Origin of the sequence: Azohydromonas aeria, assembly GCF_009760915.1 — a bacterium.
Classification (GTDB): Bacteria; Pseudomonadota; Gammaproteobacteria; order Burkholderiales; family Burkholderiaceae_C; genus Azohydromonas; species Azohydromonas aeria.
The window spans coordinates 74,368-89,952 of record NZ_VIDQ01000018.1 but is presented as its reverse complement, the minus strand read 5'-3'; the positions used below and the strand labels follow the sequence as shown (position 1 = coordinate 89,952).

At 73.0% G+C, this 15,585-nt stretch carries 16 protein-coding genes and 1 tRNA gene; 9 read left to right on the top strand and 8 right to left on the bottom strand.

All coding sequences use genetic code 11. The features are described 5' to 3' along the window. Nucleotides 1-14 precede the first annotated feature (14 nt). A complete protein-coding gene (locus FJ694_RS13330) occupies nt 15-839 on the top strand; it encodes an ABC transporter permease (RefSeq protein ID WP_157267726.1) in 825 nt (274 codons plus the stop codon). Between the two features lie 209 nt (nt 840-1,048). Beyond that, nucleotides 1,049-2,536, top strand: coding sequence for an NAD-dependent succinate-semialdehyde dehydrogenase (locus FJ694_RS13325; RefSeq protein WP_157267725.1), 1,488 nt, complete (start codon nt 1,049-1,051; stop codon nt 2,534-2,536). Between the two features lie 37 nt (nt 2,537-2,573). Here the strand turns inward: FJ694_RS13325 and FJ694_RS13320 are convergent, their stop codons facing one another. Both FJ694_RS13320 and FJ694_RS13315 read right to left on the bottom strand, forming a co-directional pair. Next, complete coding sequence (locus FJ694_RS13320; RefSeq protein WP_157267724.1) at nt 2,574-3,479, bottom strand: GGDEF domain-containing protein; 906 nt, start codon at nt 3,477-3,479, stop codon at nt 2,574-2,576. Nucleotides 3,480-3,725: 246 nt separating this feature from the next. After that, a tRNA-Gly gene (locus FJ694_RS13315) sits at nt 3,726-3,800 on the bottom strand. A 210-nt stretch (nt 3,801-4,010) separates the two neighbouring features. Here FJ694_RS13315 and trmB point away from each other — a divergent pair. Continuing rightward, nucleotides 4,011-4,718: a tRNA (guanosine(46)-N7)-methyltransferase TrmB gene (trmB, locus tag FJ694_RS13310; protein WP_157267723.1), complete on the top strand. Its 708-nt coding sequence runs from the start codon at nt 4,011-4,013 to the stop codon at nt 4,716-4,718. A 13-nt stretch (nt 4,719-4,731) separates the two neighbouring features. Here the strand turns inward: trmB and FJ694_RS13305 are convergent, their stop codons facing one another. The 3 genes from FJ694_RS13305 to FJ694_RS13295 all read right to left on the bottom strand — a co-directional run bounded on the left by FJ694_RS13305 (nt 4,732) and on the right by FJ694_RS13295 (nt 7,016). Continuing rightward, nucleotides 4,732-5,412, bottom strand: a complete 681-nt coding sequence (locus FJ694_RS13305) for a glutathione S-transferase family protein (protein ID WP_157267722.1) — start codon at nt 5,410-5,412, stop codon at nt 4,732-4,734. Nucleotides 5,413-5,476: 64 nt separating this feature from the next. After that, nucleotides 5,477-6,325, bottom strand: coding sequence for an undecaprenyl-diphosphate phosphatase (locus FJ694_RS13300; RefSeq protein ID WP_157267743.1), 849 nt, complete (start codon nt 6,323-6,325; stop codon nt 5,477-5,479). Nucleotides 6,326-6,434: 109 nt separating this feature from the next. Next, nucleotides 6,435-7,016 (bottom strand): hypothetical protein, encoded by a 582-nt coding sequence (locus FJ694_RS13295; protein WP_157267721.1) that lies wholly within the window; start codon nt 7,014-7,016, stop codon nt 6,435-6,437. 125 nt (nt 7,017-7,141) lie between these two features. Between FJ694_RS13295 and FJ694_RS13290 the strand changes: the two genes are divergently transcribed. The 3 genes from FJ694_RS13290 (at nt 7,142) to FJ694_RS13280 (ending at nt 9,661) form a co-directional block, all read left to right on the top strand. Beyond that, complete coding sequence (locus tag FJ694_RS13290; RefSeq protein WP_157267720.1) at nt 7,142-7,807, top strand: protein-L-isoaspartate O-methyltransferase family protein; 666 nt, start codon at nt 7,142-7,144, stop codon at nt 7,805-7,807. A 26-nt stretch (nt 7,808-7,833) separates the two neighbouring features. Next, on the top strand, nt 7,834-8,169 hold the full coding sequence (locus FJ694_RS13285; RefSeq protein ID WP_157267719.1) for a rhodanese-like domain-containing protein: 336 nt from the start codon (nt 7,834-7,836) through the stop codon (nt 8,167-8,169). Between the two features lie 145 nt (nt 8,170-8,314). Next, nucleotides 8,315-9,661, top strand: a complete 1,347-nt coding sequence (locus tag FJ694_RS13280) for a TolC family outer membrane protein (RefSeq protein WP_157267718.1) — start codon at nt 8,315-8,317, stop codon at nt 9,659-9,661. Nucleotides 9,662-9,716: 55 nt separating this feature from the next. On the opposite strand, the gene FJ694_RS13275 is transcribed toward FJ694_RS13280, so the two are convergent. Together FJ694_RS13275 and FJ694_RS13270 are read right to left on the bottom strand one after the other, a co-directional pair. Further along, on the bottom strand, nt 9,717-11,000 hold the full coding sequence (locus FJ694_RS13275) for a 3-deoxy-D-manno-octulosonic acid transferase (RefSeq protein WP_157267717.1): 1,284 nt from the start codon (nt 10,998-11,000) through the stop codon (nt 9,717-9,719). Nucleotides 11,001-11,023: 23 nt separating this feature from the next. Beyond that, on the bottom strand, nt 11,024-12,412 hold the full coding sequence (locus FJ694_RS13270) for a phosphomannomutase/phosphoglucomutase (protein WP_157267716.1): 1,389 nt from the start codon (nt 12,410-12,412) through the stop codon (nt 11,024-11,026). A gap of 231 nt (nt 12,413-12,643) precedes the next feature. Between FJ694_RS13270 and FJ694_RS13265 the strand changes: the two genes are divergently transcribed. Further along, a complete protein-coding gene (locus tag FJ694_RS13265) occupies nt 12,644-13,555 on the top strand; it encodes a DMT family transporter (RefSeq protein ID WP_157267715.1) in 912 nt (303 codons plus the stop codon). A gap of 202 nt (nt 13,556-13,757) precedes the next feature. On the opposite strand, the gene FJ694_RS13260 is transcribed toward FJ694_RS13265, so the two are convergent. Beyond that, entirely contained in the window at nt 13,758-13,901 is a 144-nt protein-coding gene (locus tag FJ694_RS13260) for a hypothetical protein (RefSeq protein WP_157267714.1), read from the bottom strand. A 120-nt stretch (nt 13,902-14,021) separates the two neighbouring features. Here FJ694_RS13260 and FJ694_RS13255 point away from each other — a divergent pair, with 120 nt between their 5' ends. Together FJ694_RS13255 and FJ694_RS13250 are read left to right on the top strand one after the other, a co-directional pair. After that, nucleotides 14,022-14,726, top strand: a complete 705-nt coding sequence (locus tag FJ694_RS13255) for a GDSL-type esterase/lipase family protein (protein ID WP_157267713.1) — start codon at nt 14,022-14,024, stop codon at nt 14,724-14,726. Nucleotides 14,727-14,847: 121 nt separating this feature from the next. Next, nucleotides 14,848-15,582 carry a class I SAM-dependent methyltransferase gene (locus FJ694_RS13250; RefSeq protein WP_157267712.1) on the top strand — a complete coding sequence of 245 codons (735 nt, stop codon included), beginning with the start codon at nt 14,848-14,850 and terminating at the stop codon, nt 15,580-15,582. Nucleotides 15,583-15,585 lie beyond the last annotated feature (3 nt).

The window sequence follows — 15,585 nt, the reverse complement described above, 5'->3', positions numbered from 1 at the left end:
CGAGGAACGATTCGATGGCTGCCTTCTCCCTTCCCGCCTTCCCCGCCCACTACACGCTGCTGGACAAGGCCGGCTGGTTCGCGCTGCGCCTCTTCGGCGTGGCGCTGCTGCTGTTCCTGCTGCTGCCGATCCTGGTGGTGGTGCCGCTGTCCTTCTCGGCCAGCTCGTTCCTGGCCTACCCCATTCCCGACTGGAGCCTGCGCTGGTACGAGCAGCTCTTCACCAGCGCCGACTGGGCCCGCGCCGCGAAGAACAGCTTCATCGTCGCGCCGGCGGCCACCGTGGTCGCCACCGTGCTGGGCACGCTCGCGGCGGTGGGCCTGGCGCGGGTGCAGTTCCCGGGCAAGGGGCTGCTCATGAGCCTGCTGATCCTGCCCATGGTCGTGCCCATCGTCGTGGTGGGCGTGGCCTGCTACCTGTTCTTCGCGCGCATCGGGCTGGCCGACAGCTATCTCGGCCTCGTGATCGTGCATGCCGCCCTGGGCGCGCCCTTCGTGCTGACCACGGTGCTGGCGACGCTGCAGGGCTTCAACTTCAACCTGGTGCGCGCCAGCCTGAGCCTGGGCGCCTCGCCGCTGGAGACCTTCTTCCGCGTCACGCTGCCGGTGATCGCGCCGGGCGTGATCTCGGGCGCGCTGTTCGCCTTTGCCACCTCCTTCGACGAGGTGGTGGTGACGCTGTTCATTGCCGGCCCCGAGCAGGTGACGCTGCCGCGGCAGATGTTCACGGGCATCCGCGAGAACATCAACCCGACCATCGCCGCCGTGGCCACGCTGCTGACCATCTTCACCACCGCGCTGATGCTGGTGCTGGAGTGGCTGCGCGGGCGGCGGGGCTGAGCCGATTGCGATTCCGCCACGAAGGAACCGTTCGTCCTGAGGTATCGAAGGACGAATCCGGCAGGCTCGGATGGCAGCCTCGCAGCGGGGGCCGTTCATCCTTCGATACCTCAGGACGAACGGAATACAAGCGCTAGAGTGACCCGTTTCCCGCGGGCAACGCCCCTGCGGCGCTTTGCCCACCGCAACACTTCCAGAGGACGACAACCATGGACAACACCAGCCCGCTGGCCCGGCTCCAGGACCCGAGCCTGCTCAAGACCCACGCCCTGGTCGGCGGCGAGTGGATCGGCGCGGAGGACCGCTTCGAGGTGCGCGACCCCGCCACCGGGCAGCCGCTGGCCACGGTGCCCAACCTGGGCGCGGCCGAGGCGCGCGCCGCGATCCAGGCCGCCGACAAGGCCTGGCCGGCCTGGCGCGCCAAGACCGCCAAGGAGCGCGCCGCCATCCTCATGCGCTGGTACCAGCTGCTGCTGCTGAACGCCGAGGACCTGGCGCGCCTCATGACCGCCGAGCAGGGCAAGCCGCTGTCGGAGTCCCGCGGCGAAGTCGGCTACGGCGCCAGCTTCATCGAGTGGTTCGCGGAAGAAGCCAAGCGCGTCTATGGCGAGACGGTGCCCACCACCGACGCCAACAAGCGCTACCTCGTGATCAGGCAGCCCATCGGCGTATGCGCGGCCATCACGCCGTGGAACTTCCCCATCGCCATGATCACGCGCAAGGTGGCTCCGGCGCTGGCCGCGGGCTGCCCCGTGGTGATCAAGCCGGCCGAGGCCACCCCGCTGTCGGCACTGGCCGTGGCGGAGCTGGCGCAGCGCGCGGGCATGCCCGCGGGCGTGCTCAACGTGCTCACCGCCGACGCGCAGCGCTCCATCGAGATCGGCCAGGTGCTGTGCGAGAGCGACACCGTGCGCCACCTCAGCTTCACCGGCTCGACCGAGGTCGGCCGCATCCTCATGAAGCAGTGCGCGCCCAGCATCAAGAAGCTGAGCCTGGAGCTGGGCGGCAACGCGCCCTTCATCGTCTTCGACGACGCCGAACTGGACAGCGCCGTCGAAGGGGCGCTGGCCAGCAAGTACCGCAACGCCGGCCAGACCTGCGTCTGCGCCAACCGCCTCTACGTGCAGGAAGGGGTGTACGACGCCTTCGTGGCGAAGCTGGCCGAGCGCGCCGCGCTGCTGAAGGTGGGCAACGGCTTCGACGCCGGCGTGCAGGTGGGCCCGCTGATCGAGCCCGCGGCGCTGGACAAGGTGGAGGCGCACGTGGCCGACGCCCTCTCCAAGGGCGCGCGGCTCGTGGGCGGCGGCGCGCGCGTGCAGGGCCTGGGCAGCAACCTGTTCTACGCGCCCACGGTGCTGGCCGACGTGACGCGCGAGATGCTGTGCACGCGCGAGGAGACCTTCGGCCCCGTGGCGCCGGTGCAGCGCTTCGCCACCGAGGCCGAGGCCATCGAGCTGGCCAACGCCACCGAGTTCGGCCTGGCGAGCTACTTCTACAGCCGCGACATCGGCCGCATCTTCCGCGTCGGCGAGGCGCTGGAGTACGGCATGGTGGGCGTCAACACCGGGATCATCTCGACGGCGGAGGTGCCCTTCGGCGGCGTCAAGCAGTCGGGCCTGGGCCGCGAGGGCTCGCGCCACGGCATCGAGGACTACGTCGAGATGAAGTACCTGTGCCTGGGCGACATCCAGAAGTGAATGCAGCGAGGCGGCGCCGCCCGGCGGGCCGGCACCTTCACTCCTCGTCGTTGGCCGCCGGCACCGCGCCGCGCTCGCTGAAATTGGCGTAGCCGGCGCGGCCCAGCGCCGGCGCCGTGGCGGCCAGGGCCAGGGAGCGGCGCAGCAGCTCCTCGGCATCGCGCCCGTCCTCGGGGCTGAGGCTGATGCCCAGCGCCACGCCGACGGCCACGGCCTCGCCCTGCAGGCTGAAGGGCCGCTGCAGCGCCGCGGCGAGCTTGTCGGCGACCTTGCGCGCATCGCCGGGCGCGTCGATCCAGGCCAGCAGCACGGCGAAGCCGTCGGCGCCGACGGAGGCCACCACGTCGCTGGCGCGCAGCTGCGCGCGCAGCCGCACCGCCACCTTGCGCCGCAGCACGTGGGCCGACTCGCCGCCCAGGCGCGCCTGGACGGTGGCGAAGCCCTCGATGCGCACGGCCAGCAGGGCCATGGGCGCGGGCTCGCGCTCGCGCAGCGCCAGCAGGTGGCTGACGTGCTCGATGAGCTGGGCCCGGTTGGGCAGCCCGGTGGCCATGTCGGTGGCCCAGGCGCTGCGCGCGGCCTGCTCCAGGCGCTTGCGCTCGATGCCCAGCCGCAGCGCGCGCGCCACCTCGGCCGGCGGGGCGGACAGCGGCAGCAGGTCCTGCGCGCCGCGGCGCAGCAGCGCCAGGCCATCGGCGGGCTGCGCCAGCGAGGCCACCAGCGCCGCGTCGAGCACCGCGGCCGAGAGCGCCGGCCAGTGCAGCAGCGCCTGCTGCGCTGGCGCATCCGGTGCCGTGATCCACAGCGCATCGACCGGGGCCTGCTGCAGCGCGGCGGCGGCAGCGTCGAGGTCGGCGCAGGACTGGATGTCGAAATCGCCCCAGCCCGCATCGGCCAAGCCGGCCGGGTCGGCGGCGACGACGATCAGGCGGTAGGGGTTCATGGGGGGCTCCCGGGGGTCGGACATGGGGACATGGTACGGCGAGGCCGCAGGGAGCCCGGACGGGGACACGCATGACAAATGCGCGCCGAAGAGCCCCAGGCTCGACCTGCCCCTGGCAGCCAAGTCCCGACATCGGGCTTGGCACCTCGCGCCCGATGCACCGACCGACAGGCCATGTGCCCGCGCGGAAAGTCTCTCCGCAGAAACAACCAAGGCCGCTAGAAGCGGCCCTGTGGGGAGATGTCCTGGAGCGGGCGAAGGGAGTCGAACCCTCGTCATTAGCTTGGGAAGCTAAGGTAATAGCCGTTATACGACGCCCGCGTTGGCACCCATTATAGGGCCCCTGGAAGGGTGTCCCCGGGCGGCGCCGGCCACCGTTGCGGCGCGGCGCCGGGCGGCGGTCTTTTGACACGTCCCGGGCCGGCGCGTGCGCCGCGCCAGGCCGCGTGGCCGCCGGAGGCCGGCGGCGCCACGGCACAATGCGGCCCCTCGTTTTTGCCCGACACCGGCGCGTAGCCGCCTCCCCTGTTCATGACCGACGACGCTTCCGCCCCGCCGCCCTCCCGCCCCGAGCACGCCCGCGCCATCCGCAGCTTCGTGCTGCGCGCCGGCCGCATGGGCACGGGCCAGCAGCGCGCGCTGGCCGAGCTGGGCCCGCGCTTCGTGCTGCCCTACGCCCCCGCGCCGATCGACGCGCCGGCCGTCTTCGGCCGACAGGCGCCGCTGGTGCTGGAAATCGGCTTCGGCATGGGCGGCGCCACGGCGCAGATCGCCGCCACGCTGCCCGACCACGACTTCCTGGGCGTGGAGGTGCACACCCCCGGCGTGGGCGCGCTGCTCAAGACCATCGGCGAGCAGGGCCTGACCAACCTGCGCATCGTCCAGCACGACGCGGTGGAGGTGCTGGAGCACATGGTCGCGCCGGCCTCGCTGGCCGGCATCCACGTCTTCTTCCCCGACCCCTGGCACAAAAAGAAGCACCACAAGCGCCGCCTGATCCAGGGCCCCTTCGTGGCGAAGCTCGCTTCGCGCCTGGCCCCCGGCGGCTACCTGCACTGCGCCACCGACTGGCAGCCCTACGCCGAGCAGATGCTCGAAGTGCTGTCGGCGGAAGGCGCCCTGGAGAACACAGCCGAGGGCTACTCACCGCGCCCGGCCTACCGGCCGCTGACCAAGTTCGAGGCCCGCGGCCTGCGCCTGGGCCACGGGGTGTGGGACCTGGTGTTCAGGAAGCGCTGAACCGGGCAGCAGCTCAGCGCGCGGACCGGTACGGCTCCTCGAAGTCGAGGAAGTCCGCTTCGGCCAGCGCGTCGGCCACCCAGGCCGCGACGGCGGGCGTGGCCCACACGCGCGCCATGTAGTCGGCCACGTCGTCCGGCACCGGCAGCCCGTAGGTGCGCAGCCGCCCCACCACGGGCACGTAGTAGGCGTCGGCCGCCGAGAATCCGCCGAACAGGAAGGGGCCGCCGCTGGCGCGCAGCGCGTCCTGCCACAGCGCCACGACGCGGTCCAGGTCGCGGCGCAGTGCGCCGTCGTCCTCGGCCAGCAGCCGCGCGCCCACGTCGGGCAGGCTCGCCTCCAGGTTCTGCCCGCAGCGCCCGCGCAGCGCCGTGAAGCCGGCGTGCATCTCGGCGCAGACCGAGCGCGCCCGCGCGCGCGCCGCGGCGTCGCGCGGCCAGACGGCGTGCTGCGGAAACTTCTCGGCCAGGTACTCGGCGATGGCCAGCGTGTCCCAGACGGCCAGCTCGCCGTCGAGCAGCACCGGCACCTTGCCCGCGGGCGTGAAGGCGGCGAGCTGGCGGTAGAAGTCCGAGCCCGGCGTGAAGTTGAAGCGCAGCTTCACCTCCTCGAACGGCATGCCGAAGTGCTTCATCAGCACCCACGGCCGCATCGACCACGACGAGTAGTTCTTGTTGCCGATCACCAGGCGCATGGCACGCTCCTTCCTCTTGTCAGCCGGGAAAAGAAAAGCCGCGGGGCGCGGGTCGCGGGTCGCCTCAGGCCGCCCACTCCACCCAGCCCGTGTAGGCCGTCAGCAGCACGATGCCGCCGAAGACGATGCGGTACCAGGCGAAGGGAACGAAGTCGTGGCTGGAGACGTAGCGGATGAGCCAGCGGATGCACAGCAGCGCGCTGACGAAGGCCACCACCGTGCCCACCGCGAACATCGGCAGGTCGCTCACGTAGAGCGCGTCGCGCTGCTTCCACACCGAGTAGGCGCCGGCGCCCATGAGCGTCGGGATGCCCAGGTAGAAGCTGAACTCGGTGGCCGCCTTGCGCGACACGCCCAGCAGCATCGCGCCCATGATCGTGGCGCCGGAGCGGCTGGTGCCCGGGATCAGCGCCAGGCACTGCAGCAGCCCGATCTTGAGCGCGTCCAGGCCGCTGAGCTGGTCCACCGTCTCCACCCGCGCCAGGCGCTGGCCCTTCAGGTCGGCGTCGCCGTAGGCGGCGCGGTGGCGCTTCTCGATCCACAGGATCAGCAGCCCCCCCACCACGAGCGCGATCGCCACCGGCACGGGCTTGAAGAGGTGTTCCTTGATGGTCTTGCCCAGCGCCAGCCCCAGCACCACCGCGGGGATGAAGGCCACCAGCACGTTGAGCGCGAAACGGCGCGCCACCGGGTCGTGCCCCAGGCCGCGCACCGTGCCCAGCAGCCGCTGGCGGTACTCCCAGACGACGGCGAACATGGCGCCGGTCTGGATGGCAATGTCGAAGACCTTGGCCGTCTCGCCATGGAAGTCCAGCAGCGAGGCCGTGAGGATCAGGTGTCCTGTGGAGGAGATCGGCAGGAACTCGGTGAGCCCTTCCACCACCCCCATCACGACGGCCTTCAATAGCAGCATCCAGTCCCAGTCCCAGTCCAAGGAAAGCTCCGCGCAGCGCAAAAGCGGGCATTGTGTCCCGGGCTTTCCCGCGGGCGTGGTGCCTGCGCAACGGTGGCCGCGGCCGGTTTCAGTACGCCGGCGCGGGTGCCGCCGGGCGGGAGAAATCGACCACCAGCCCCCGCGGCGTGACCTGGATGTCGCCCACGCCCAGCCCCGCGCGCTGCAGCCGCTGCTGCTGCTCGGGCGGCATCTGCCACAGCGTGAAGCCTTCGAGCACCTGCTCGGCCAGCAGCCGGCCCAGGCGCTGCGCCTGGCCCGTGAACGCCCCGGACGCGCCGGCGAGGTCCAGGCGCTGCACGGCCACCTGCGCCAGGCGCAGCGAGGCGTCGCGCGGCTCCCAGCGCAGCGCGGAGTCGAAGGCGATGTGCCCGGCATAGCGGTTGTCGAGCAGCCGCTCGCGCACGCCCAGCGCGAATTCGCAGCCCAGGCGGTTCTGGATGGGCAGCAGCGCCACGCGCGGCTCGCTCAGGGTCAGGTCGATCACCTCCAGCACGCGCTGCGTGCGCGGGAAGCGCCGCGCCAGGCGCGCGTCGAGCTCGGGCTGCGTGAGGGTCAGCTGCGACGGCAGGCGCAGCCCGGCGCAGCCGGCCAGGGCGGCGGCGCCCAGCGCCGGGAAGGTGAGCAGCAGGCGGCGGCGGGTGGCGTTCATGCGGAAATTCTAGGCAGCGGGTGCGACCGCTTGTCGCGCCGGCGCAAGCCCCGTGACATGGGGGCCGCCTAGAATGCCCGCCGTCGATTTCCAAGCTTCCAAGCTGCCCAACCTACACAACCACCATGAACGTCGAACAAGCCCGCTTCAACATGATCGAGCAACAGATCCGGCCCTGGGACGTGCTGGATTCGGACGTGCTCACGCTGCTGGCGGTGATGAGGCGCGAGGACTTCGTGCCGGCCGAGCAGCGCGCGCTGGCCTTCGTGGACATGATGGTGCCGCTGCGCGACGGCGGCGCCGCCGGCCAGTGCATGCTCGAACCCAAGCAGGAAGCGCGGCTGCTGCAGGAGCTGCGGCTGCAGCGCCACGAGAAGGTGCTCGAAATCGGCGCCGGCTCGGGCTACATGGCCGCGCTGCTGGCGCACCGCGCGCAGCAGGTCTTCACGCTGGACCTGGCGCCGGAGATGGTGGCGCTGGCCAAGGCCAACCTGCAGCGCGCCGGCGTCATGAACGCCACCGTGCGCCAGGGCGACGGCGCCCAGGGCCTGCCCGGCGAGGCGCCCTTCGACGCCATCGTGCTGTCGGGCTCGGTGGCCTCGGTGCCGCAGGCGCTGCTGGAGCAGCTCAAGGTCGGCGGCCGCCTCATCGCCATCGTCGGCCAGGAGCCGGTGATGCGCGCCACGCTCTTCACCCGCAGCGGCGAGCGCGAGTTCGGCGAGGTCGTGCTGTTCGACACCCTGGCACCGCGCCTGCTGAACTTCCCCGAGCCCACGCGCTTCTCCTTCTGAACCCCCAGCCGCCGAGACCCGCCGCCATGCAACGCCTGCGCGTGACCGAGCTGCAGGACTTCCTGCGCGACAACGCCGCGCGCCAGCCGGTGCTGCTGGACGTGCGCGAGCCCTGGGAAGTGGCGCTGGCGGCGCTGCGGCTGCCGGGCGCGCGCGCGCTCGACATCCCGATGAGCGAGCTCACGGCGCGCCTCAACGAGCTGCCCGATGACGCGCCCATCGTCTGCCTGTGCCACCACGGCGTGCGCAGCGCCAGCGTGGCGGCATACCTGGCGCGCCACGGCTTCGACGAGGTCTGCGACGTGGTCGGCGGCATCGACGCCTGGTCGCGCGAGATCGACCCGCGGCTGCCGCGCTACTGAAGCCACCCTGCCCGCCCGCCACCCGCGCCGCGGCGCAGGTGCGGCGCCGGGGCCCGAAACCGCCCCTGCCGTCCCGCTCCCGACCTGATCCGTCCCGGGCCGCCCGCCCCACGCCGCGGCCCCATCGATTGCAACAACGCCCGCCATGCCGTCCCTGAAAACCTCCTGCCGCCTGGCCGGGCTGCTGCTGGCGCTGGCCAGCACGGCCCAGGCGCAGAGCCTGACCGAGCTCTACCAGGCCGCGCGCGGCTTCGACGCGGCCTACCTGAGCGCACGCGCGCTGGCCGAGTCGGCGCCGTACCGCGCCGCGCAGAGCCTGGCGCTGCGCCGCCCCAACGTCGCGCTGGCCGGCAGCGCCACGCGCACCGAGGGCAGCATCGGCACCGCCACCGGCAGCCGCCCGCGCGACTCCAATGCCACGCAGCTGGCGCTCAACGCGCGCCAGCCGCTGTTCAACCGCGCCAACGGCGCCACCATCGAGCAGTCGCGCTTCAGCCTGGAGGGCTCGCTGGCCGAACTGCAGGTGGCCGAGCAGGACCTGCTGCTGCGCGTGGCGCAGGCCTACTTCGACGTGCTGGCCGCGCAGGACACGCTCGTGACCACGCGCCAGAGCAAGCAGGCCATCAGCGAGCAGCTGGCTTCGGCCAAGCGCAACTTTGAGGTCGGCACCGCCACCATCACCGACACGCGCGAGGCACAGGCGCGTTTCGACCTGGCCACTGCCCAGGAGATCGCCGCCGACAACGACCTGCGCACCCGGCGCGCGGCGCTGGACCAGCTCGTCGGCCGCGCCGGCGTGCAGCCGCTGCCGCTGCGCCAGCCGGTGCGGCTGCCCGAGGTGCTGGTGCCCGAAGACATCGGCCCCTGGATCGAGGCCAGCCGCACGCTGCACCCGCAGGTGCAGCGCGCGCAGGCGGCGCTGGAGATCGCGCGGCTGGAGGTGGACAAGGCCCGCGCCGGCCACCTGCCCACCGTGGATCTCGTGGGCTCGGTGGGGCGCGGCAACTCCAACGGCGCCGGCGTGGCCAACACCACCGCCGCCGGCAGCACGCGCGTCGGCAGCCTGGGCGTGCAGCTCAACCTGCCGCTGTACGCGGGCGGCTCGGTCAGCAACCGCGTCGACGAGACGCTCAAGCTGCGCGACAAGGCGACGGAAGACCTGGAGGCGACGCAGCGCAGCGTGGCGCTGGCCACGCGCCAGCTCTGGAGCACGGTGCAGTCGGGCCGCGCGCAGGTCGGCGCGCTGGAGGCCGCGGAAAGCTCCAGCCGCCTCGCGCTCGAAGCCACGCAGCTGGGCTACCGCGTGGGCGTGCGCGTCAACCTGGACGTGCTCAACGCCCAGACCCAGCTCTACACCACGCAGCGCGACCTCTACCGCGCGCGCTATGAGCTCCTGATCAACGCGCTGAAGCTGCGCCAGGCCGCGGGCCTGCTGGAGCCCGGCGACCTGGAGCCGGTGGCGGCGATGCTGGCGGCGCCGGCGGCACCCTGAAACACCCCGCCCGATACCCCCGCCAATACCCCGCCGGTACCCCGCCGATACCCCCTCAAACCACCGCCGGCAGCAGCCCGACGATGCGTTCGGCCATGCGCTCGGTGGCGCCGCGGTGGCGGCTGGCGAAGGTCAGCGAGCGCTCGACCCAGCCGTTGCGCTGCGGGTCGATGGCCAGCATCGCGGCGTAGACCACGCCCTGGCGCATGTCGGCCGCGCGCATCGCCGCGCGCGCCTGCACCGCCAGCTCCGCGGCCTCGGCGAAATTGAAGGTGTGCGGCCCAAGCACCAGCGGGCAGCCGCAGGCCGCGGCCTCGATCAGGTTCTGCCCGCCCAGCGGCTCGAAGCTGCCGCCCAGCAGCCCGGCGTCGGCGCAGGCGTAGTACAGCGCCATCTCGCCGATGGAGTCGCCCAGCCACACGTCGGCCTGGGCGGCGTCCGCGTCCGGGTCGCCCTCGCCCCAGGCGCTGCGCCGGCGCAGGCTGAAGTTGGCCTGCTCGACCAGCGCCGCCACCTCGTCGAAGCGCTGCGGGTGGCGCGGCACCAGCAGCAGCAGCGGCCGCGGCTGCGGCAGCTCGCGCCAGGCCGCCAGCAGCGGCCCTTCCTCGCCCTCGCGCGTGCTCGCGGCCAGCACCACCGGGCGCTGCAGCGCGGCGCGCCAGTGCTGGCCGCGCGCCAGCAGCGCCGGCGGCGGGGCGATGTCGAACTTCAGGTTGCCGCACACCTCCACCGACGGCGCGCCCATGTCGCGCAGCCGCCGCGCGTCGTCCTGCGTCTGCGCCAGCACGCGCAGGAAGGCCTCGGCGGCCGGGCGCAGCAGCCAGGCAAAGCGCTCGCCCCGCTTCAGGCTCTTCTCGCTCAGCCGCGCGTTGGCCAGCACCATGGGCACGCGCTCGGCGGCGGCGACGTGCAGCAGGTTGGGCCAGACCTCGGTTTCCATCAGCACGCCCATGAGCGGGCGGTGGTGGCGCAGGAAGCGGCGCACCGCGCCGGGCGTGTCGTAGGGCAGCCAGGTGTGCACGTCGCCGGCGCGCAGCAGCGGGCGGCCCGCCGCCCAGCCGGTGGCCGTGGAGGTGGTCAGCAGCAGCCGCAGGCCCGGCTGCTGCGCGCGCAGCGCCTCGACCAGCGGCGCAGCCGCGCGCGTCTCGCCCAGCGACACCGCATGCAGCCACAGCAGCCGCCGCGGCGTGGGCGCCGGGTAGCCGTAGCGGCCCAGGCGCTCGCCCCAGCGCTCGCGGTAGGCCGGCTCCCGCGCGCCGCGGCGCCACAGCCGCAGCAGGTAGGCCGGCGTCAGCACCCACAGCAGCGCGCCATAGAGCCAGCGCGCCAGCGCCCGCATGACGACGAGGCTCCCGCGCTCGCTCAGTGCGCCGCCGCGGCGATGCGGGCGTCGGGCTTGACGGCGCGCAGCGCGGCCATGAACTCGCCCTCGATGCGGTGCAGCGCCTCCTCGGTGTGGCCCTCGAAGCGCAGCACCAGCACCGGCGTGGTGTTGGAGGCGCGGATCAGCCCGAAGCCGTCGCTGTAGTCGGCGCGCAGCCCGTCGATGGTGACCATCTCGCCGCCGGGGAACCGCGCCGTCTCGCGCAGCCGCTCGATCAGCGCGTGCGGCTCGCCTTCCTCGCAGGCGACGTTGAGCTCCGGGGTGTTGAAGCTCTGCGGCAGCGCGTTGAGCACGGCGCTGGGGTCGTCGCTGCGCGAGAGGATCTCCAGCAGCCGCGCCGCGGTGTACATGCCGTCGTCGAAGCCGTACCAGCGCTCGGCGAAGAAGATGTGCCCGCTCATCTCGCCGGCGATCGGGGCGCCCGTCTCCTTGAGCTTGGCCTTGACCAGCGAGTGCCCGGTCTTCCACATCAGCGGCTGGCCGCCGGCGGCGCGCACCTCCTCGGTCAGGCGCTGGCTGCACTTGACGTCGTAGATGATCTGCGCGCCGGGCTGGCGCGAGAGGATGTCGCGCGCGAACAGCATGAGCTGGCGGTCGGGGTAGATGATCTGGCCGTCGCGCGTGACCACGCCCAGGCGGTCGCCGTCGCCGTCGAAGGCCAGGCCCAGCTCGGCCTCGGTGGCGTTGACGACCTTGATCAGGTCGGCGAGGTTTTCGGGCTTGCTCGGGTCGGGATGGTGGTTCGGGAAGTCGCCATCGACGCGGCTGTAGAGGTCGATGACCTCGCAGCCCAGCGCGCGCAGGATGGCCGGGGCGCTGGCGCCGGGAATGCCGTTGCCGCAGTCCACGACGATCTTCATCGGGCGCGCGAGCTTCGCGTCGCTGGTGATGCGGTGCGTGTACTCGGGGACGATGTCCATGGCGCCGATGCGCCCGCTGCCCTGCGCATAGTCCTCGGCCTCCATGCGCCGGCGCAGGCCCTGGATCTCCTCGCCGTAGATGGCGCGCCCGGCCAGCACCATCTTGAAGCCGTTGTAGTCCTTGGGGTTGTGGCTGCCCGTGACCTGGATGCCGCTGTGGCAGCCGTGCTGGCCGCGCGTGGCGGCCACGTAGTAGAGCATCGGCGTGGTCACGGCGCCGAGGTCCACCACGTCGAGGCCGGTGGAGGCCAGGCCGCGCATGAGCGCCTGCACCAGCCCGGGGCCGGAGACGCGGCCGTCGCGCCCCACCGCCACGGCGCGCTCGCCGGCGGCCAGCGCCTCGGTGCCGAAAGCGCGGCCCAGGTGCTCGGCAAAGGTCTCGTCGATCGTCTGTCCCACGACGCCACGGATGTCGTAGGCCTTGAAAGCGGATGCGGCTGTCTGCATGAATGTCCTCCTGGCGCGGCGATTGTAGGCAGCCGGCTGCCGCGGCCCCGGCCCTGGCCCTGGCCGGCACGGGACGGCGGCTGCTGTCCCGGCGGCTGCCTATGATCCCGGGATGAAGTCTTGGTCGTTTCCCGCTCAACCGGCCCGGCGCCCCGCCGCGGCCGCCCTGCCCCACCTCGCTGCACGGCCCGCGCGCCGCGCCCTGCCGGCCATCCCTGAAAAAGCGGCGGCATGAAAGGGCGCGACCGGCTGGAGTTGCTGCTGCTGGCGGCGGTGTGGGGCGGCTCGTTCCTGTTCATGCGCGTGGCCGCGCCGGCCTTCGGTGCCTCGCCGCTGTCGGCCGTGCGCGTGGCCGTGGCCAGCGCGGTGCTGCTGCCGCTGCTGCAATGGATGCAGCCCGGCGCGCTGGCGGCCTGCCGCGGCCGCTGGGGCGCGCTGGCGGTGGTGGGGCTGCTGAACTCGGCGCTGCCCTTCGTGTGCTTCAGCTTCGCGGCGCAGTACCTCAGCGGCGGGCTGGCGGCCATCTTCAACGCCACCACGCCGCTGTGGGGCGCGCTGGTGGCGCGGCTGTGGCTCGGCGAGCGGCTGGACGCGTCGCGGCTGCTGGGCCTGGCGCTGGGCTTCGCCGGCGTGCTGGGCCTGGCCTGGGACAAGGCGGGGCTGAAGTCCGGCACCCAGGGCGCGGGCACGGCGCTGGCGGTGCTGGCCTGCCTGGCGGCGCCGCTGATGTACGGCGTGGCGGCCAACGCCACGCGGCGCTGGCTCACGGGCACGCCGGCGCTGGCGCTGGCCACCGGCAGCCAGCTCGTGGCCACGCTGGCCCTGGCGCCGGCGGCGGCGCTGGCCTGGCCCGCGCAGCCGCCCGGCGCGCTGGACTGGGCCGCCGCGCTGGCGCTGGGCGTGCTGTGCACCGGCGTGGCCTACGTCATGTACTTCGGGCTCATCGCGCGCGTCGGGCCGGCGCGGGCCACCACGGTGACCTACCTGGTGCCGATGTTCGCGATGCTCTGGGGCGGCCTGGCGCTGGGCGAGCGCGTGACGCCGTCGATGCTCGGCGGCGGCGCCGTGATCCTGCTGGGCACCAGCCTGGCCACGGGCTGGTGGCGGCCTTTCGGCGCGGCGCGCAAGGAGCCGGGCCGCTGAACCTGGCGGCGGCGGGGCCAGCGCGCGGGAAGAGAACCCGTGCCGAACCCGTGCCGGCAGCGCCTTGCGCACTGGCGTTGCCGGCACGGCACGCCCGGACCGCGGCGAAGCGGTCCGGCCCGCCGCGCCGTGCCGGTGTCGGCACCCGCGGCGGGCCGGTCAGGGCGTGATGGAACGCGGGAAGAAGGGGACCTCGCGGACCTTACTTCTGCTGCTGCTTGTGCTGGCTGCCGCTGCTCTTCTGGCCTTGCTGCTTGCTGCTGGAGCCGGACTGGTCCTGCTGCTTGTTCTGCGATTGCTTGCCCTGGCCTTGCTGCTGGCTGGAGCTGCCCTTTTGCTGCGTCATGGCGATCCTCTTGCAGGGAATCGGCGACATTGCCGATGACTCCAGGCGGGCAAGTCGAGTGCCCGAATACCCGGATGAGCCCGGGAAAAGCCGCGGCATGCGGCCTGCCGCGCCCCGGCCATGGAGCCTTTTCGAACCACGCGGCGCGGCTGGCTGTGCGCGGCCGGCGCGGCACTGCTGGGGCGCACCGCGCAGGGCGCGCCACCGCCCTTCACGCTGCTGACCTTCGGTGACTCGGTGCTCGACTGCGGGCGCTACAACGCGCATGGCCTCACGCCCGGCGGCCTGCTGGTGCGCAACGACGACGCACTGTTTCCCGAGTTCCGCGGCCTGGACCTGCGCCACGCGCATGGTGCGGCGCGGCTGGAGCACCGCGCGCTGGACGGCGCCACGGTGGCGGATCTGCCCGCGCAGGCGCACGGCCTGCGCCCGCCCGAAGGCGCGGCCGCGGCGCTGCTGACGGTGGGCGGCAACGACCTGCTGCGCGGCCTGGCCGGCGACGGCGGCACGGGGCTGCGCGCCTTCGAGGCGGCGCTGGCGGCATTCCTGCGGACGATGCCGGTGCGCCCGGTGCTGCTGGGCACGGTGTACGACCCGACCTTCGGCGACGACGCACGCAACTTCCTGAGCGTGCCCGCGGCCCGGGCGCGCGCCAACCACCGCCGCGTCAACGAGATCATTGCCGCGCAGGCCGCGCGCCACGGCCGCCTGGTGGACCTGCACGCGCACTTCCTGCGCGGCGAGCCGGGCTGGTTCACCCGCACGATCGAGCCCAGCCTGACCGGCGCCTCCGAGGTGCGGCGCGCTTTCCGGGCACGGCTGTGATGCCCCGACACCGCGGCGCACCGGCAAGCGCGGCCCCTGCGGGCTCCGTGGGCACCCGGGTTGCATCGCCTGCCTTCCCCGTCAAGACTTGTGTCACCACCGCCCAGGAGACCCGACGCCCATGAGCTCCACGCCCCAAGCCGCCCAAAGCGGCAAGTCCGCCCCCGACGCGCACGCCGCCCGTCACGACGGCGCGCCGCCGCCGTCGGCCATGCCCGAAGACAGCGTGGTGCGTGCCTACGACCGCTACGCCTCGCTCTACGATTTCGTGTTCGGCAGCGTGCTGGAGCCCGGTCGCCGCGCCATGACGCAGGCCGCCGCCGCGCTGCAGCCGGCGTCGGTGCTCGAAGTCGGCGTGGGCACGGGGCTGACGCTGGCGGGCTACCCGGCGCATTCGCGCGTGGTCGGGGTGGACCTGTCGCCCGACATGCTCGAGCGCGCGCGCCAGCGCGCCGCGGCGCTGCCCGGGCGCGACATCGCGCTGCACGTGATGAACGCCGAGGCCATGGACTTTCCCGACGACAGCTTCGACTGCGTCACCCTGCCCTACGTGCTGTCGGTGACGCCGCAACCGTCGCGCCTGGTGGCCGAGGTGCGCCGCGTGTGCCGCCCGGACGGCACCATCCTCATCGTCAACCACTTCAGCGGCAGCCGCTTCTGGTGGCTCATGGAGCGTGCGGTGCGCTCGATGGCCGACCGCGTGGGCTTTCGCTCCGACTTCGGATTCGAGGAGCACATCCTCGTGCACGACTGGCAGCTGCAGGCGGTGCAGTCGGTGAACCTGTTCGGGCTCTCGCGCCTGGTGATGCTGCGCAACACCAAGGGCCCCAGAAATTCCCGGGACTCCCGGGATTGAGCC